The following is a 17,658-nucleotide window of genomic DNA, read 5'->3' on the forward strand; positions in this document are numbered from 1 at the left end:
GCCATCGTAGTGGCGCGCTGACGCGGTGTAGAGCTCGGCAGGGCACTTCATGTCGAGCGCCTCGTGGGGACGTTCGGTATTGAACTCGTGCAGGAAGCGGTCAAAGCGATCCTGCTGCTGCAGGCTGTTGAAGCCTGGCGGCCGGGTCGCTTCCCTTTTGAGCGTGAGGTGCATGCGCTCATGACGGCCGTTCTGTTGCGGATGGCCGGGCTTGATCCGCTCGATCGCAATGCCGAGCCTGAGCCACCACACCGACAGCTTCGAGAGGTTGAACAAGGCATTGGGACTGGCAAAGGGCACGCCATTGTCGGAGCGGATGGCCAGCGGCAGACCGCGTTCGCGGAACAGCCGCTCGAAGGCGGTAATGGCAGGGTCTTCGCGCGTTGAGTCCAGGGCTTCACAGAGCAGCAGGAAGCGCGAGGCATGGTCGGTGACGGTCAGTGGGTAACAGTACTGGCCATTGCCGAGCTTGAACTCGCCCTTGAAGTCGGCGCACCACAGATCATTGGCAAGCGTGCCCTGCGACAGCGGCGTGCCGCGCGCGCGGTGGCGCGGCCCGCCGCCGCGCTTGACCAGGCCGTGGCGATCGAGCACCGCATGAATGGTGCTCTTGGCGGGAACCCTGACGTCGCCGTCGAGCCGGCGCACCAGCAGTTCGCGGATCTTGCGGGCGCCCCAGTGCGGCTTCTCGCTCTTCAGCCGGACGATCAGGGTCTCGAGCTGCTGCGGGAGCTGGTTGGCGTAGGGGGGGGGGGGGGGGGGGGGGGGGGGGGGGGGGGGGGGGGGGGGGGGGGGGGGGGGCGGACCGGCCGCCTGGAGCGGTCGCTCAACGCCTCCAGCCCGTGCTCCTTGTAGCGGTCGAAAATCTTGTACCCGGTCTTGCGGGAGATGCCGAACTCCCGGCACACTTCGGTCATGGCCTCCCCATCCAGAAGCCGGGCGACAAAGCGCAGGCGCTCTTCCATTACCGAACTCGCTTTCCACGGCATCCACACCTCCCGCAGAACAAAAGCGGAAAGTGTAACCCATGTGTCCGGTACGATTTGTCACCTATGTCTCGAGCCGCTCAGAGGAGCAGCTGCAAGATAGTCCCGGCTTTTGAGACGACCGGGCTTCCGTATGCGACCGTCCTTCAGCTCAAGAAGCCTGCCCCGCTCGCTCCGCCAGCACCGTCCGCGCCGTCGCCACGAACGCCTGCGCCGCCGGCGACAGCGTCCGGCCCTGGCGCTGCAGCAGCGACACCGGTCGCGTGATGGCCGGTCGCACCAGAGGTCTTGCGATCAGCGTCGGAAACTGGTCGGCCGGCAGCATCGCCGCAGGGAGGATGGCAAGGCCGAGGCCCTGCGCGGTCATGGCGAGCGCGGTGTTGATCAACGTTACTTCATAGGTCGGATCGAGGCGCTTGCCCTGCGCACCCAGTGCCTGATCGATCTGCATGCGGATCCGCGTCTCGCGGCGCATCGCGATCGTGGGGAACTGCGCCAGGTCGTCCCATGTCAGCGCACGCCGCGCGGCGAAGTCGGCGGTGCGCCTGCCGATTGCGCTCAGGCGACCGCGGATCAGCGTCTCGATCGTCATCTCGGCAAAGCGACCCTCCACGCTGCCGATCGCGAATTCCGCATCGGTCGCGCTCAGGCGCGGAACGAGATCGTCGGCGGCGACGTCGCGCATGTCGATTTCGATGTCGGGATGGCAAGCGCGGAATCTTGCCAGCACCAGCGGCAGCAGCGCCGATGCGGCGCCGGCGGAGGCGAGAAACGCGACGCGGCCGGCGCGCGCTTGCGCGAGGTCGCGCATGCGCCGTGACAGGCCCAGCGCATCGCTCAGCATGCGTTCGGCGGAATGAAACGCCTCATCGGCGGCCAGTGTCGGCTGCACCGAACGCGTCGAACGGTCAAACAGCTTGATGCCGAGCTGGCTCTCGAGCTGCTGAACCAGAAGGCTCGCCGCCGACTGCGTGATCCCGAGCTCGCGGGCGGCCCGCGTGATGCTGCGCGTACGATACACGCCGGTGAAGGCCCGCAATTGGCGCAAGGTGACATTCATAGGCAAAGCTCATGAATTGATAAGTTCTTTCCGGCTTATCGCATAAACGGGCATGCAATAAAATGCATGCTGCGCGGACGGTGAAGCCGCGGCGCCGCAAGGGGATGAAACGAGCATGAGGACACAGGTGCTGGTGGTGGGCGCCGGGCCCGTCGGATTGACGGCGGCGATGGATCTGGCCTCGCGCGGGATCGACGTCGTCGTCGCGGAGATCCGGCATGCCGGCGATCCGCCCAGCGTCAAATGCAATCACGTGTCGGCGCGCTCGATGGAAATCTTCCGAAGGCTGGGCATTGCCGCAAAGCTGCGCGACGCCGGCCTGCCGGCAGACTTTCCGAACGACTGCTCCTATCGGACCACGGCGACCGGCATCGAGCTCTGCCGCATCGACATCCCCTCGCGCGCGCGCCGTTACACCGCAACCGGTGGCCCTGACACCTGGTGGCCGACGCCGGAGCCGCCGCACCGGATCAACCAGATCTATCTCGAGCCGATCCTGTTCAGCCATGCCGCCGCGCAGCCGCGGATCAAGATCCTGGCGCGCACGGAAATCACCGACATCGAGCAGAACGACGACCATGTGGTCGCACTCGCGCGCGATCTCGACAGCGGGAGCTCGCTGCATATCGAAGCCAGCTTCGTGATCGGGTGCGACGGCAGCCGTTCCCTCGTTCGCAAATCGATCGGCGCCAGCCTGTCCGGCACGCCGGTGATCCAGCGGGTGCAATCGACCTTCATCGAAGCCCCGCAACTCAGGCAGCTGATGGACGCGCACAAGCCCGCCTGGATGGTGCTGTCGCTCAATCCGCGGCGCTCGGGCACGACGGTCGCGATCGACGGCCACGACCGCTGGCTGATTCACAATCACCTCAGGCCCGACGAGCCCGAGTTCGACTCGGTCGACCGCGACTGGGCCATCCGCGCCATCCTCGGCGTCGACGAGCGTTTCGAATATCGTGTGCTCAGCAAGGAGGACTGGGTCGGACGTCGCCTCGTGGCCGATCGCTTCCGCGATCGCAGGGTCTTCATCTGCGGCGATGCCGCGCATCTGTGGATGCCCTATGCCGGCTACGGCATGAATGCGGGCATTGCGGATGCCGTCGATCTCGGCTGGCAATTGGCGGCGCATCTGAACGGCTGGGCGCCGGCCGCGATCCTCGATGCCTACGAGGCGGAGCGCCAGCCCATCACCGAGCAGGTGTCGCGCTTCGCGATGGATCATGCGATGAAGATGATGGCGCAGCGCGGCGGTGTATCTGCGGAGATCGAGGAGGCCACGCCACGCGGCCAAGCCGCGCGCGCGGCGCTGGCGAGAGCGGCCTATGATCTCAACGTGCAGCAATATTGCTGCGCCGGCCTCAACTTCGGCTACTACTACGATGCTTCGCCGATCATCGCCTATGATGGCGAGACGCCGCCGGCCTACACGATGGGAAGCTTTACGCCCTCCACGGCCCCGGGCGCACGCGCGCCGCATCTGTTCCTGCGCGACGGACGATCGCTCTATGACGCCTTCGGACCGGGCTACACATTGTTGCGGTTCGATCCGGCAGTCGATGTGGCGCGACTGAAGTCCGCCGCAGCTGAACGCGGCGTGCCGCTGGTGCTGGTCGACATCGCCCCGGGCGAGGCGAACGGGACGTACGCCGAGAAGCTGGTGCTGGTCCGGCCTGACCAGCACATCGCCTGGCGCGGACAGGCCGCGCCCGAGGATCCATTGGGTTTGCTGGCGCGCATCACCGGCGCGGCGGCGTAACTCGATCGCAGGCGGCCCGCGGTGCTGGCAGCCTGGTCGTGCCTGCAAACAATAGACTGGGGAGGAGAATGTGTTTGACGTAGCAAGGCGCTGCATTCTGGCCGTGCTGACGGCAGCAACTTTTGCCGGCCTGCCGTTGGAGGCTGCTGAGGCGGCCTATCCGGAGCAGTTGATCAAGATCATCGTGACGTTCCCGCCCGGCGGGAGTGCCGATACCGTCATCCGTGCGCTCGAGCCGCTGGTCACCGCCGAACTCAAGCAAGGCCTGGTCATCGAGAACCGCGCCGGGGCCGGGGGCAATATCGGCATGGCCGCGGTCGCCCAGGCCAAGCCCGACGGCTACACACTCGGAGTCGCGCCGGCGGGGGCGCTGACGGTCAATCCGCATCTCAACCCGTCGATGCCGTTCGATCCGAGGAATCTTGCGCCCATCACCCTGCTTGCGGAAATTCCCTTCGTGCTGGTGGCGTCTGCGAACGTGCCTGCGCACAGCGCAGCGGAAACGATCGCCCTCGCCAAGGCAAAGCCAGGCGCGCTGTCGATTGGACACGGCGGCAATTCGACCGCCATGCACTTGACTGCGGCGCTGTTCACGCAGAAGACCGGGCTCGCCATGGAGCTGGTTCCCTATCGCGGCACCGGCCCGGCAACGGTCGATGTCCTCGCGGGTCACGTCCCGTTCGCGGTCCTGGACATCCCTGCCTCGAAGCAGCTGATCCTCGATGGCAAGCTCAACGCGATCGGCGTGTCGTCGGCACGGCGGCTGGCATCCTTGCCCGACGTGCCGACGCTTGCCGAAGGCGGTGTCGCGGGCTTCGAATCCATCGGCTGGTTCGGGCTGGTTGCTCCGGCTGGCACGCCAGCGGATATCGTCGCCAGGTTGAACGAGGCCTTCGCAAAGGCCTTGAAGGACCCGGCGGTAGCCGAGAAGATCCGGACCCTCGGTGCGGAGCCCGCGCCGACATCGCCGGAGCAGTTCGGCCGCTTCATTCAGAGCGAAAGCACGAAATGGGGCAAGCTCATCAGCGAGGCCGGCATCAAGGCAAACTAAAGCGCGATGACGATTCATCCCAATCGCATCGCGCTTCAGCTGCGGGTCATTCCGGGCGCCGACTTCAACGCCCGCCGCAGCACGTCCCACATTCGCGGCTCGCTCATCTGCGCCACGTTGAAGCGCATGAAGTGCGACGCCGTCTGCGACACGCTGAAGACGTTGCCGGGTGCCAGAACGACGTCTTCCTCGAGTGCCGTGCGCGCAACGGCCGTGGCGTCCTGCCCGCCGGCGAGACGGCACCACAGGAAGAAGCCGCCGCGCGGCATCAGCCACGGCTCGATCCCCAAGGCCTGAAGCTTGCGCGCGACGTCGCGACGCGTGCGCGTGAGCCTCTGCCTGAGCTCGTCCATGTGCTTGCGATAGCTGCCGCCCACCAGGACTTGCGCGATGATCTCGGTCGCGACCGGGCTCGGCCCGCCGAAACTTGTTGCAACCTGCAGGTCGATGAGATGCTCGATCCAGTCGGCACGTGCCGCGATGTAGCCGCAGCGCACCGACGCCGACAGCGTCTTGGAGAAGCTGCCGATGCGGATCACGCGGTTCAATCCGTCCAGCGCGGCAAGGCGCGGCGAGCGCTCCGGCTCGAAGTCGCCGAAAATGTCGTCCTCGATGATGGTGAGGTCGTGCGCGGTGGCCGCGGTCAGGAGCCGGTGGGCGGTCGCAAGAGACGGCGTCGCGCCGGTCGGATTGTGCAGCGCTGAATTGGTGATGTAGAGCCGCGGCCGCTCGCTGCCGAGGAGTTGATCGAAGCGCGCGACATCCGGGCCCGACGGCGTGGTGGGCACGCCGACGACTTTGGCCTGATGTGCCCGCAGCAGCGCACGGAAATTGAAGTAGCAGGGATCATCGACCAGCACGGTGTCGCCGGGACGGAGCAGGAAGCGGCAGACGAGGTCGGTTGCCTGCGTCCCCGAGCCCGTCAGCATGAGCTGATCGACCGATGCCTCAACTGCATCTTCCGCCAGCCGCGCGATCAGCAGCCGGCGCAGCGCCGGCGCGCCGCGCGTGCTGCCATAGTCGGTCAGCAGGCTGTCGTCGGTCCGCGCCAGCGCACGGACGGCCCGCCGCAAGCCGGTCTCCGGCATCCAGCCTGCCGGCAACCAGCCGCAACCGGGCTTGAGCACGGCCGCATCGGCATCGAGCGATTGCCGCGAGACCCAGAACGGATCGACCTCCCGGTCGCGCCGCGGCTCGGCTTCGGCCAGCGCGAGCGGCGGCGTTGCCGTCGGGGAGACATAGAAGCCGGAGCCGCGGCGCGCGCGGATCAGGCCTTCGGCGGCGAGCCGGTCATAGGCCTCGACCACCGTGGAGGGCGAAACATCCATGGTCGCGGCAAGGCTGCGGATCGAGGGCAGGCGGTCGCCGGCACTGAGCGCGCGGCCCACGACCTTGGCGCGGACCGCGCTCATGACGTCAGCGGTCCGGGTGCCGCTGCGGCCCTTCATGCGTGTGTCGGCAGCCAATGTGTATGGCCTTCCATACCAATACAGTTCTGCCGGATTGTATTGGATTGTCGCTGGCTTTGCCATGGTCCGGGGGATAGATCGCGGCCAGGGAATAAGGTGATATGCAATCTGCGGGCAGCGGCTGGGGCAACGGCCTTCTCGGCGTCATCATCTTCAGCGGCTCGCTGCCGGCGACGCGGGTCGCGGTCGGCGGCTTCTCGGCGCTGTTCCTGACGTCCGCGCGCGCCGTGATCGCCGCGCTGATCGGTGCGGCGGTGCTCGGTCTGCTCCGGCAGGCGCGGCCGCGGCGGCAGGATCTCGCCTCGCTCACGATCGTCGCTGTCGGCGTCGTGGTCGGCTTTCCCCTGCTGACCGCGCTCGCGCTCCAGCACATCACCTCGGCGCGTTCGATCGTCTTCATCGGGCTCCTGCCGCTGTCGACCGCGATCTTCGGCGTGCTGCGCGGCGGCGAACGGCCGCAGCCGCTGTTCTGGCTGTTCGCTGGTCTCGGCAGCGCCACGGTGGCCGGCTTTGCCCTCGCGGGCGACGCCTCGGCGTCGCTCATCGGCGATCTCCTGATGGTGGCCGCGATCGTGCTGTGCGGCCTCGGCTATGCCGAAGGCGCCGCGCTGTCGCGCCGCCTCGGCGGCTGGCAGGTGATCTCCTGGGCGCTGCTGCTCGCGCTGCCGATGATGGTGGCGCTCGCAACCCTGACGTGGCCGCCCGCCCTAGGCGGCGTCAGCGTGCCCGCCTGGATCGGGCTCGCCTACGTCTCCGTCTTCAGCATGTTCGTCGGCTTCATCTTCTGGTACCGCGGGCTCGCCGTCGGCGGCATTGCGCGTGTTGGCCAGCTGCAGCAGCTCCAGCCGTTCTTCGGTCTCGCGCTCGCAGGTCTGCTGCTGCACGAGCCCGTGGCCTGGAGCATGATCGCCGCGACCGCGCTCGTGGTCGTCTGCGTCTTCTTCGCACGACGGTTTGCGTGAGGCCCGTGCCTCACGCCTGCCCCATCACCGTCCGCGTCAATGCGCTCCTTGCGAATTTCTTCAGCGGCATCGGCTTGCCGAACAGAAAGCCCTGCACGAGGTCGAAGCCGAGCTCATTCGCGGCGACGAGATCGGCGCGGCTCTCGACCCCTTGCGCCACCGCGCGCGCGCCAAAGCTCTGGGCCAGCTCGACGATGTGACGGCACACCGTGCGCTTGAGCCGGTCATTGCCGCTGCCGGTGACGAACTGCCGGTCGGCCTTCAGCCTGACGAAGGGAATCTTGTCGAGGCCCATCAGCGCCGGCCAGTCGGCGCCGAGATTGTCGACCGCCAGGCCGATGTTGTGCAGGCCCACCTCGCGCGCGACCTCGGTCAGGTGGTCGAGATCGCGGGTCGCCTCCTGGCTGTCGATCTCGACCGTCAGCCCGCCGAAGGCCGGATGCGTCGGCACGCGGCGGCAGAGGTCGCGCACGGCATGCGGCTCCCTGAGATAGGAGGCGGGAAGATTGATCGACAGATCGATCGGGCTTTGCTGCTCCAGCAGATAGTGCCAGTCTCGCACGGCGCGATCGATCACGAACTCCGAGAGCTCGCGAAAATGCGGATCGTGCGGCTCCGGGATGAAATAGGCCGGCGGCACCACGCCCCAGGTCGGATGCCGCATCCGGACCAGCGCCTCGGCGCCGCTGCGGACCAGCGTGCGCGCGTCGATCTTGGGCTGGTACCAGAGCTCGAGCCAGCCGGCGTGCAGGGCCTCGCCGACATGCACGGCCGGGCTCGGCGCCGGCTCCTCCGGCAGCAGCATCGCAACGCGCTCGCGCAGCGTCTCCGCGGCAAAGGGCGTCGTGAGCGGCGGCAGCATCGCAAGGCCATATTCCTCACCGACCTGCCGCACGGCCTTGACGATGATCGACTCGCGGGCGCCGACGGCGAGGACCCTGCCGGCAAATGCCTCGCGCACCAATATTTCGAGGAATCGTCCCGGCTCGATGCCATCGGCGGCGACGCCGAGCAGGATCAGATCCGGCAATTCGCTGGCGAGCACGGTTTGCAACTCGTCGGCACTGGCGCATTCGCTGGTGACGAAACCGAGGTCCTCGAGAATCTCGCTGAGGAAGGCGCGCAAGTGTCGCTTGCTGTCGGCCACACAGGCGCGCGGTGTCACCTTTCGCCGTCCGAAGGTCACAGGCCTTCGTCCGACGAGTTCAACAGTCCCATCGTTCATCGTACACCACTCCCGTTCCGTGACAGTTTCTTAAACGGCGAGCGTGGGTTCAAATAAGGAGAGCATCACATCGTTCTTGAATTATTTGAGTAACGTTAAGCCCTGCAATTCGAGCTAATTTGTCGACACTATCTTCGAAAAGAATTCGCACATCCGGGCGCCTCACGCGCAACCACGGTCGGCGCGCCTGAAATGTCTCCCGCGCGCAATGGGCGCGCGACTTGCCGAGCGAGGGCGTCGCGCACTGCCGTCGCGCTGTCGCTCCGACGCAGCGATGAAGTCGCTGGTCGTGTTTGAAGAAGCCCGGAAGCAGGGCCACATCGGCGCTGCGTTACCTCGCGGCGGTGACGTCTGCGCCATCGTCGTCGACGTGGACGTGGACGCCAGCGCGCCCATTGGGTGGCGCCGCCATCGTCAATCCCTTCGTGCCGAGCTCATCGCCTATTCCCATCGCGCAGCTCTTGCGGCGCATCGGAGCGACTGCTGCGCTGGAGAACGTCTTCCCGCGATGCGCGCATAGTCCCCTTTCGCTCGTGACGGTTCTGCGACAACGGGTCCGGGCCGGCAGCCGCGAATGTGAAGTGCATCACACGCGCATTGCTGCACATGCGCTATTGCTCCGCGCAGCCGGTGGTGGACTGTCGAGGACTCCAGCTATGTCGATGCGGCGAATGATGTATTGGTGGTTCAGATTCGTGCTGTCAGGGCGATTTATGGATCGCTTCCTGTGCTTGCCGCGTTAGCCACGCTGCGCAACGGGCCCTTCGCGGCCGAACCCCGATCTAGGCTTGCCCGATCAATTTGCGGAACGCCGCCGCTCCGTCCTGCATCGCGTCGCGCCCCTTCCACGCCAGATAAGTCAGCTTGCCGCCGAGTGTGTCGTGGCTGCGCAGCCGCCGCGATCCGAGGATGTGGCCGACATTGGCGGGGAAGCGGCCCACCTCGGCGGACACAAGCGCGGCGATCGCGTCCATCAATTGCTGGAGGCGCACGCCCCAGTCGCAATGTTCAAGGCCGTCGATGCGGACCTTGAGCGCATATTCGGTGTCATAGATTTCGGCGAGCAGGTCGCGGGCGACCAGCACCCGGTTGTTCCGGAGCGCGATGCGAAGCGCGAGGCGCTTGTCGTCGAGCCGGTCGAGGACCATGGGAACGACGCAGGCATAGGGGGTGGCGGCAACATCTGCGGCGGCCTTGCTCGCAGCGGCCTTGGTGGCAAGCCGCACCAATTGCCAGGACGTCTTCAGGCGCCGTGCCGCCAGCGCCAGGGCGAACGGCAGCGCATCGGGATGCGCCTTCTTGAAGGCGTCGAGCTGCGCCGTGATCTGGGCGACCTGGCCGTCGTCGAACTTCGCGATCTTCTCAGGCAGCTTCTCGTTGAACTTCGCTAGCGCATCGCCGGCGCGCAACACATGCAGCATCTTCAGGACGTCGTCGAAGGCGGTGCGGGAGGCCGTGTATTGCGCGAGCTTGGCTCGCGCGGATTCGGTGTTCTCGGGCGAGGTGAGGGTGCTCTCGAGGACCTTGACGACCTTGGTCTGGAAGGTCGACGCGATCTTCTGCACTTCCTTCGGGTTGTTGGCCGCGACCTGGTCGTTGATCGCCTTGATGTAGTCGCGCGCCATGGTCGGCAGCAGGTCGCGGCAGATCCACTCCCAGATCGGGGTGAGGGTGTTGCGCGAGATCCGCCCCAGATTGGCATGCTCGGGTGCGCCGTCGATCAGCAGCAGCTCCAGCGGCGCGAAGAAATAGCGCGAAGGGTTGGCGGCGCGCGCCTGGGTCGATCCGTCCTTGCGGAACTCGGCGCGCAAGCGCGACTGGATGTCGGCTGAACCCGGCATGTCGATGCCGCACAGCTCGAGCCGTTCGAGCTCGCTGAGCAGACAGCTGCGCGACAGCGGCGTCAGCCTCTGCAGGAATTCCGACAGTCGATTGATCTCGTTCATGGCACGCACTCTTTCGCAGCGTGTCCCGCGGGCTTGCGGGCCCAATGCGTGGAGGCATTTGCGCGCTCAACCTCCCTAGAGAAGCAAGTCGCCGTTAATTAATCCGTAAAAACCGGGGGCGGGGCCCCGGGCGGACATCGGGCGAAGGCGACGGTCAAAGGGAGTTCCCCGCCTGGCCGCCCCGGATTTCGGCGGGAAACTCAACCCCTGCATGGTCGGTTGCGGCCGCGCGCAAGCACAAATTGTGCCGAGGCCGCCGTTTCAGCGCAAAAGAGCCCAAATCACCGTAGTCTTACGGAGCAGAAAGTTAAGCACAGACCCGCCCTGGTTCCGCTAAACGAGTGACATGGGGTCACAGAACGATACGGCCACTGATTCGCGGCCGTCGGAATGGCATGAGGGCAGCGCTGCTTCAGCTGAAGAGCCCGATTTCGTCCGCCTGAGCGCCGCCCGTGCCAAGGCGGCGGACGAAATGGCCGCTGCCATCGCCCGCGAGCTCAACGGCCCTCTGACGGCGCTCCTGCTCTACATGGGCGAGATCAAGCATCATAGCGATCAGCTCGCGCCTGTTACGGGCGATCGTGCCTATCTGCAGCGGGTGGTGGAGAACGCGCTGGTACAGACCGAACGCGTTTGCCATCTGGTCAAGCAGCTTGCCGGACCTCACAAGGGCGGCCTGCCGATCCCGCCCAGCACCGAGGAGGCACAATCGAAGACTGCCCGCGCACTGCAGCCGCAGCGCGTGCCGAGCGCCGAACTCGTCGGCCCGTCGGGCCAGAAGCGACTGACCAGGCGCGAGCGCGAGGTGCTGAGGCTGATCAGCGAAGGCTACTCGAACAAGCAGGGCGCGCTTCGGATGCAGATCAGTCCGCGCACCTTCGAGAGCCATCGCGCCGAGGCGATGCGCAAGCTCGGTGCGCGCAACACCGCGGACCTCGTCCGTGCGGCGCTGCTGCATTCGATCGACTGAGGCTGACGTGTTGCGCCGCCGGCAGGCGGTACGGACAAGGCCCGCGACATCTCTCGATAGGTGCGGAAACCCGTGGTGTTCAGAAATAATCTTCCGCGAACGGACGCGTGCGGGAGGCGGGGCGCAGCGGCTTGATCTCTTCCTTCCGCGCGTTCGGGATGATCGTGATGGTCCAGCGGGGAGGCATGCTCGATTCCTGCTCAAGCACCGAACGCACGAAGCCGGTCACGGTCGAATCGCCAGCCTTCACCGTCGCCATCCGGCCGTTGAACTGTGCGATGCGGAAGCGACGAACCTCCTTCTGGTCTGCGGTCTCGTACGTGAACATGGAAAACCCTCCTGGTTTTCGGGGACTATCGCCATCTATGATTAGCCATCTGTGAAGATCCAAAACCGTAGAAGTACGGCGGGTTGCGCGCAGTCGGCAAGCAAATGGCTCTAGACCTCCGGCTCCTGTGCGCGCGCGGCGGCGTAGGCGGCATCCATGAGGTCCACGAGAACGCGGAATTCGGCCTCGCCGAGGTCCTCCGCGGCCTTCTCCAGCCGCAACGCCAGCGCTGCGAGCCTGACATAGCCGAACGTCCCGGCCGCGCTCTTCAGCGAATGCGCTTCGCGGGCGATCCTGGCGTGGTGCTGCGCAGGCGAGAGCGTGCGGAACCGTTGCAGGCGCGCGCAGGTCTCGCTCCAGAACACATCGCGCACCTCACAGGCCGCGTCCTCGCCGATCTCGCGCACCAGCGCTTCATACGCGCGCGGCTCGCGCGCGGGTTCGGCATCGAGCGCCTTCCGCGCAGGCGCGGCGGTTACGTCAAGCATGGCCTTCATCACGGGTTTCGTTGTCGCGCAGCACGCACGCCCCGTGTCTATGGCATGCGAATTTCAGTTCCGGTAGCAGGATGGCCGGCGTTTGCAGGCCGGCATTAGCCGGCGGTTTACCAATTGGCTGCGGCGGCGGCGTTCAGCGCGCGCCGAGCAGCCGGTCGTACTGGGCCTTCACGGTGGCGTAGCATTCGCACGCCGTCTGGCGCAGGCCGTCCAGGTTGACGATCTGGATGTGTCCACGGCTGTAGTGGATGAAATTGGCCTGCTGCAAGGAGGTGGCGACCAGCGACACGCTGTTGCGCCGCGCCCCGATCATCTGTGCCATCGTTTCCTGGGTCAGCAGGAGCCGGGAGTCGCCCGACAGATCATGAGTCTGCAACAGGCACCGCGATAGCCGCGACTCCACCGGATGGGCGGCGCTGCAGCCCGCGGTCTGCTGCGCCTGGACATAGACCGCCAGCCCGTGGCGCGTGAGCAATGTGCGCAGGGTGCTGCTCTGGTCGGCGGCGATCCGCAGCCGGTCCAGATCCACCACCGAGGCGACGCCGGGAACCAGCACAATGGCGGTGTTCAATGCATCTGCGTCGCCCATGATCGAGAGCGTCCCAAGCAGGCTGTCGCGGCCGATCATGGCGACTTGCACACGCTCGCCCTTGGCCAGTTCAACCACCAGAGAGATGACGCCGCGGTGGGGAAAATAGGCACGCTTCAGCGTCTTGCCGGTCTCGACCAGCACCGCATCATGGGGCAGATCAACCGTTCGCAGGTGCGGGCCGATCAATTCATAATCGTCCGGCGACAGCGCGGACAGGAAACCGTTGGATGGACGCACCATCGTTTCCAAAGCTGCCTCCCCGTTCCTGCTCCCTCGAATCGCGACGCGCGAAATCACGGCCTGCACGGCCAAGTTCCATCATGTTCAGGCCGGGATATATTGGCAATTGGGACAGGTCGTTCGGGCGCGGCAATCGATCCTGCGGCGCTGCGTGCCGACCTCGTCCATGACAGATTTCATGACCATTTCGATCGCAGCGAGATGCGGACGCAACGGATCGAAATCCGCCGCGTCGAGCAGTTGCAGCTGATTTCGGCGGCTGGCCGCTTGTGTTCATGCAGGGTCAATCCGGCTGGTTCGATGGATGATCGGTGCGGCGCCCGTTCGTTGTTCGGTCTGCGCGGCAAACCGACGTTATCCTGAAGATTGTGATGTCGTACATATACCCGTTGGGTCAGACGGCGTGTCTCGTTTGCAGCGAAACTGAACAGGCGCGCGGCTCGGTTAGCGCGGCACGAGCCCGCCATGGCCGCAGGGTAACCATTCGTTTACCTGATGCGCGGAATGCGCACATCGCGGCAACACCACCAAACGCAGCTCACGAGAGCGCCGCTGGTTGCAGGCGGCTTGGACCAACGTCCCGCGGGCCGTCTCTATCGCTCTTCGCGAGCAGGACTTTCCTGCACATCTCGCCCGCTGTTCTCGGCCCGTCGACCTCGCCCGCTCTTCCGTTGCGGCGCGGAGCCGGCTTTGCCGAAAAGCGCCGCAGCATACAGCTGAACCGCAAACTTCTCTTCAATATCCGTAGTAGCACGGAGGATGAAATTAACGAGACTGTGAAAGGGGATGTCTAACGATCGAGAATAGGGCGTCCGTCCGTGCCAAGGGTGCTCGGGCGACGAGTTCAAGTCCAGGTCAGTAAGGCGTAGCTCATGGATGATCTGTTGCGGGAGTTTCTGACGGAGACCAGCGAGAGCCTGGACACCGTTGACAATCAGCTGGTGAAGTTCGGTTCGCGCTGATGCGCTTCGCAGGATTGCAGCCTTTCACTGCGCGAAGCAGGATGCCCTCCGAAGCCTTGGCGAAGGAGGGCGGCGTCAATGCACTATGTCTATCTTCTGGAGAGCGAAGCATTCGTAGGTCAGCGCTATATCGGCGTGACGACGAATCTCAAACAACGCCTAGCAGACCACGATGCAGGCAAGTCACCGCACACGTCGAAGTACACTCCCTGGCGACTGGTGACTTACGTGGCCTTTTCGGACATCGCAAAGGCACGTGCGTTCGAGCGTTATTTGAAATCCGGTTCGGGCCACGCCTTTGCGAAGAAGAGACTCTGGTGAGCGAAGACGGACTGAGTCCGTCTCAAACGTACGCTACCCCATCATCTCCCGCACCATCGGCATCACCTTCCGCCCATAGAGCTCGATGCTCTTCATCAGCTTGTCGTGTGGCAACGGCCCCGCCGAATACTTCAACTGAAACCGCGAGATACCAAGCGCCTTCGCGGTCTTCGCGATCTTGCGCGCCACCGTTTCCGGCGAGCCGACATAGAGCGAACCATGCTCGGCCTCGTTCACGAACTCGTCGCGCCCCATCGGCGGCCAGCCGCGTTCCTTGCCGATGCGGTCGCGCATGGCCTTGTAGTCGGGCCACAGCTCCTCGCGCGCCTGCGCATCGGTCTCGGCGACGTAGCCCGGAGAATGCACGCCGATTGGCTGGGCCGGGCGGCCGAATTCCCTGAAGGCGCGGTGATAGAGATCGACATAGGGCGCAAAGCGCGCGGGATCGCCGCCGATGATCGCGAGCATCAGGGGCAGATCGTAATGCGCGGCGCGCACCACCGATTGCGGGCTGCCGCCGACGCCGATCCAGGTTTTCAGCGTGCCGATCTCGACCGGGGGATAGACCAGCTGATCCCGCAGCGGCGGACGAAGCTTGCCGTCCCAGGTCACCGGCTGCTGCGACAAGAGCGCGGCGAACAAATCAAGCTTCTCCTCGAACAGCTCCTCGTATTTGCGCAGGTCGAAGCCGAACAGCGGGAAGGATTCGGTGAATGAGCCGCGGCCGAGGATCACCTCGGCGCGACCGTTCGACAGCGCATCCAGCGTTGCAAAGCGCTGGAACACGCGGATCGGGTCGTCCGAACTCAGCACCGTCACGGCAGAACCAAGATGAATGCGCCTGGTGCGCGAGGCGATCGCCGCGAGCACGGTCTCGGGCGAGGAGATCGCGAAATCCGCGCGGTGATGCTCGCCGAGGCCGATGAAGTCGAGACCAAGCTCGTCGGCCAGCACCGCCTCGTCGACGACGTTGCGGATCGCCTGCGCGTGCGGGAGCATGCTGCCTGTGGCGTCCCTGGTGACGTCGCCAAAGGTATCCAGTCCGAATTCAAGCGGTGCGGTCATCGATCAGGTCTCTGTGGGATGATCGACCAGATCTAAGGGACGGCGGCCGGGTCACAAGCGCACATGTGGAAATGCTCGGTTTCCGTGGCCGGCCTACCGCCACATCCCGCGCATCTTCGCGCCGATGTCGATCTTGGGCCCCTGCGCCGCGGTGCGCGCTGCGCTCGCCGCTGCCTTCGGCCAGGCGGTGCGCTCGAACAGATAGACCAGGGATTCCGGGATGAAGCGGGTGCGCGAGGCGTAGACGTGGCGGTCGCCCTTGGCGGCCTGGCCGTGGGTGAAGAAGCGCTGCGGCACGACGAGGTGAAGATCGTCCTTGGCGCGCGTCATCGCGACATAGAGCAGGCGGCGCTCCTCCTCGAGCTCGGCGCTGGTGCCGGCGCCGAGATCGGATGGCATGCAGCCGTCGACGACATTGAGCATGAACACCGATTTCCACTCCTGGCCTTTGGCGGAGTGGATGGTGGAGAGGATCAGATAATCCTCGTCGCGCAACGGGGGGCCTGACTTGTCGCTGGTCGCATCCGGCGGATCGAGCGTGAGCTCGGTCAAGAATTTCTCGCGCGAGGCATAGCCGCTGGCGATCTGCTCGAGCTGCATCAGGTCGGCGCGGCGGGTCTCGGAATCCTCGTGGATGCGATCCAGATGCGGCTCGTACCAGAGCCGCGCGCGCTCGAGATCGACCGGCCATTCCGAATAGCGCAGATTTTCGACCGTGCGGACGAAGTCGGTCCAGTCGTCGCCGGTGCGCGCCGGCACCGGGAGCCGGCCGAGCGCGGCAAGTGGGTCTGCGTTTTCCGCCATCTGGTCGAGCACGCGCTGTGCGGTCGCGGGGCCGATGCCCGGCAACAGATGCAGGATGCGAAAGCCGGCGACGCGGTCGCGCGGATTTTCGGCAAAGCGCAACAGGGCCAGCACGTCCTTGACATGCGCGGCATCGAGGAATTTCAGCCCGCCGAACTTGAGGAAGGGGATGTTGCGACGCGTGAGCTCGATCTCCAGCGGACCCGAATGCGAGGAGGTGCGGAACAGCACGGCCTGGTGCTTGAGCAACGCGCCTTGCTCGCGGTTCGCCAGCACCGCTTCGACGATGTAGCGCGCCTGGTCGGCTTCGTCGTGGACGGTGACGAGCTGCGGTTTCTGCCCGGAGGTGCGGTCGGTCCAGAGATTTTTTGTGAAGCGCTCGCGCGCGAGCCCGATAACCCCATTGGCTGCCGCAAGCACCGCTTGCGTCGAGCGGTAATTGCGGTCGAGCGTGATCATCTCCGCGCGTGGCGAAAAGCTCTGCGGAAACTCCAGGATGTTACGCACGGTGGCGGCGCGGAACGAATAAATCGACTGCGCGTCGTCGCCGACCACGGTGAGGCCGCGCCCGTCGGGCTTGAGCGCCAGCAGGATCGAGGATTGCAGGCGGTTGGTGTCCTGATATTCGTCGACCAGCACGTGATCGAAGCGGCCGCCGATCTCTTCCGCGATCAGCGCATCGCTCATCATCTGCGACCAGTAGAGCAGCAGGTCGTCGTAATCGAGCACGTGCTGGGCTTGCTTGGCCTCGACGTAAGCGGCGAACAGGCCCTTCAGCTCGGCGGCCCAGCCGCTGCACCAGGGATAGTGCTGGCCGAGTACCTTCTCGATCTCCATCTCGGCGTTGACGCAGCGGGAATAGATCGACAGGCAGGTGCCTTTGGCGGGAAAGCGGCTCGTGGTCTTCGACAATCCGCGCTCGTGCCGCACCAGGTTCATCAGATCGGCAGAATCCTCGCGGTCATGGATGGTGAAGGCGGGATCGACGCCGATCCGCTCGGCATATTCGCGCAAGAGCCGCGCGCCGATGCCATGGAAGGTACCGGCCCAGGTGAGCGCATCGCGCATGATCGCGGCGTTGCTCTCGCCCAGCACCTTGCGGGCGATGCGCTCGACGCGGCCGGCCATTTCCGCCGCGGCGCGGCGGGAAAACGTCATCAGCAGAATGCGGCGGGGATCGCTGCCAGCGACGATCAGATGCGCGACGCGGTGGGCCAGCGTGTTGGTCTTGCCGGAGCCCGCGCCGGCGATGACGAGCAGGGGAGCGCCCACGGTCGAGCCCTCGGCCACGCCATGCTCGACGGCGCGGCGCTGCTCCGCGTTGAGCGTGTCCAGATATGTCGCCACGAATCGCCCCGGTGAAAGGATGAGAATCGGCGATCCCGGCGCGAATCGCAATGCGGCTGGACGGAACCGGAATTAGG

The 17,658-nt window shown here is 65.6% G+C and carries 16 protein-coding genes and 1 pseudogene; 7 read left to right on the forward strand and 10 right to left on the reverse strand.

Translation table 11 applies throughout. The annotated features are described in order from the left end of the window. Window positions 1-989, reverse strand: a pseudogene (locus XH87_RS15810) (integrase core domain-containing protein); the annotation flags it as partial. A gap of 148 nt (window positions 990-1,137) precedes the next feature. Further along, window positions 1,138-2,046, reverse strand: coding sequence for a LysR family transcriptional regulator (locus tag XH87_RS15815; RefSeq protein WP_271587997.1), 909 nt, complete (start codon window positions 2,044-2,046; stop codon window positions 1,138-1,140). A 115-nt stretch (window positions 2,047-2,161) separates the two neighbouring features. Here XH87_RS15815 and XH87_RS15820 point away from each other — a divergent pair, with 115 nt between their 5' ends. Together XH87_RS15820 and XH87_RS15825 are read left to right on the forward strand one after the other, a co-directional pair. After that, a complete protein-coding gene (locus XH87_RS15820) occupies window positions 2,162-3,802 on the forward strand; it encodes an FAD-dependent oxidoreductase (RefSeq protein WP_271587998.1) in 1,641 nt (546 codons plus the stop codon). 70 nt (window positions 3,803-3,872) lie between these two features. After that, a complete protein-coding gene (locus XH87_RS15825) occupies window positions 3,873-4,853 on the forward strand; it encodes a Bug family tripartite tricarboxylate transporter substrate binding protein (RefSeq protein WP_158668628.1) in 981 nt (326 codons plus the stop codon). 35 nt (window positions 4,854-4,888) lie between these two features. On the opposite strand, the gene XH87_RS15830 is transcribed toward XH87_RS15825, so the two are convergent. Then, window positions 4,889-6,301, reverse strand: a complete 1,413-nt coding sequence (locus tag XH87_RS15830) for an aminotransferase-like domain-containing protein (RefSeq protein WP_271587999.1) — start codon at window positions 6,299-6,301, stop codon at window positions 4,889-4,891. Window positions 6,302-6,423: 122 nt separating this feature from the next. On the opposite strand from XH87_RS15830, the gene XH87_RS15835 reads away from it, so the two are divergent. Further along, window positions 6,424-7,284, forward strand: a complete 861-nt coding sequence (locus tag XH87_RS15835) for a DMT family transporter (protein ID WP_271588000.1) — start codon at window positions 6,424-6,426, stop codon at window positions 7,282-7,284. A 10-nt stretch (window positions 7,285-7,294) separates the two neighbouring features. On the opposite strand, the gene XH87_RS15840 is transcribed toward XH87_RS15835, so the two are convergent. Then, window positions 7,295-8,509, reverse strand: a complete 1,215-nt coding sequence (locus XH87_RS15840) for an EAL domain-containing response regulator (protein WP_271588001.1) — start codon at window positions 8,507-8,509, stop codon at window positions 7,295-7,297. Between the two features lie 274 nt (window positions 8,510-8,783). Between XH87_RS15840 and XH87_RS15845 the strand changes: the two genes are divergently transcribed. Next, the gene (locus tag XH87_RS15845) at window positions 8,784-9,029 is read left to right on the forward strand and encodes a hypothetical protein (RefSeq protein WP_271588002.1); all 246 of its coding nucleotides are present in this window, start codon (window positions 8,784-8,786) and stop codon (window positions 9,027-9,029) included. A gap of 262 nt (window positions 9,030-9,291) precedes the next feature. Here XH87_RS15845 and XH87_RS15850 read toward each other — a convergent pair whose 3' ends face one another. Beyond that, window positions 9,292-10,455 carry a hypothetical protein gene (locus XH87_RS15850; protein ID WP_271588003.1) on the reverse strand — a complete coding sequence of 388 codons (1,164 nt, stop codon included), beginning with the start codon at window positions 10,453-10,455 and terminating at the stop codon, window positions 9,292-9,294. A 346-nt stretch (window positions 10,456-10,801) separates the two neighbouring features. Here XH87_RS15850 and XH87_RS15855 point away from each other — a divergent pair, with 346 nt between their 5' ends. After that, window positions 10,802-11,425 carry a helix-turn-helix domain-containing protein gene (locus XH87_RS15855; protein WP_158672143.1) on the forward strand — a complete coding sequence of 208 codons (624 nt, stop codon included), beginning with the start codon at window positions 10,802-10,804 and terminating at the stop codon, window positions 11,423-11,425. Between the two features lie 79 nt (window positions 11,426-11,504). Here the strand turns inward: XH87_RS15855 and XH87_RS15860 are convergent, their stop codons facing one another. The 3 genes from XH87_RS15860 to XH87_RS15870 all read right to left on the reverse strand — a co-directional run bounded on the left by XH87_RS15860 (window position 11,505) and on the right by XH87_RS15870 (window position 13,082). After that, window positions 11,505-11,753, reverse strand: a complete 249-nt coding sequence (locus tag XH87_RS15860) for a hypothetical protein (RefSeq protein WP_271588004.1) — start codon at window positions 11,751-11,753, stop codon at window positions 11,505-11,507. A 110-nt stretch (window positions 11,754-11,863) separates the two neighbouring features. Next, window positions 11,864-12,241: an Hpt domain-containing protein gene (locus tag XH87_RS15865; protein ID WP_035715872.1), complete on the reverse strand. Its 378-nt coding sequence runs from the start codon at window positions 12,239-12,241 to the stop codon at window positions 11,864-11,866. A gap of 142 nt (window positions 12,242-12,383) precedes the next feature. Beyond that, a complete protein-coding gene (locus tag XH87_RS15870; RefSeq protein ID WP_271588332.1) occupies window positions 12,384-13,082 on the reverse strand; it encodes a Crp/Fnr family transcriptional regulator in 699 nt (232 codons plus the stop codon). Window positions 13,083-13,181: 99 nt separating this feature from the next. On the opposite strand from XH87_RS15870, the gene XH87_RS15875 reads away from it, so the two are divergent. After that, window positions 13,182-13,445: a hypothetical protein gene (locus XH87_RS15875; RefSeq protein ID WP_271588005.1), complete on the forward strand. Its 264-nt coding sequence runs from the start codon at window positions 13,182-13,184 to the stop codon at window positions 13,443-13,445. Between the two features lie 677 nt (window positions 13,446-14,122). After that, window positions 14,123-14,365, forward strand: coding sequence for a GIY-YIG nuclease family protein (locus XH87_RS15880; protein WP_271588006.1), 243 nt, complete (start codon window positions 14,123-14,125; stop codon window positions 14,363-14,365). A gap of 33 nt (window positions 14,366-14,398) precedes the next feature. Here XH87_RS15880 and XH87_RS15885 read toward each other — a convergent pair whose 3' ends face one another. Both XH87_RS15885 and XH87_RS15890 read right to left on the reverse strand, forming a co-directional pair. Beyond that, window positions 14,399-15,430, reverse strand: a complete 1,032-nt coding sequence (locus XH87_RS15885) for an LLM class flavin-dependent oxidoreductase (RefSeq protein WP_271588007.1) — start codon at window positions 15,428-15,430, stop codon at window positions 14,399-14,401. A 93-nt stretch (window positions 15,431-15,523) separates the two neighbouring features. Continuing rightward, a complete protein-coding gene (locus tag XH87_RS15890; protein WP_271588008.1) occupies window positions 15,524-17,581 on the reverse strand; it encodes an ATP-dependent helicase in 2,058 nt (685 codons plus the stop codon). Window positions 17,582-17,658: the final 77 nt, after the last annotated feature.

This window comes from Bradyrhizobium sp. CCBAU 53415, assembly GCF_028128735.1.
Lineage (GTDB): Bacteria > Pseudomonadota > Alphaproteobacteria > Rhizobiales > Xanthobacteraceae > Bradyrhizobium.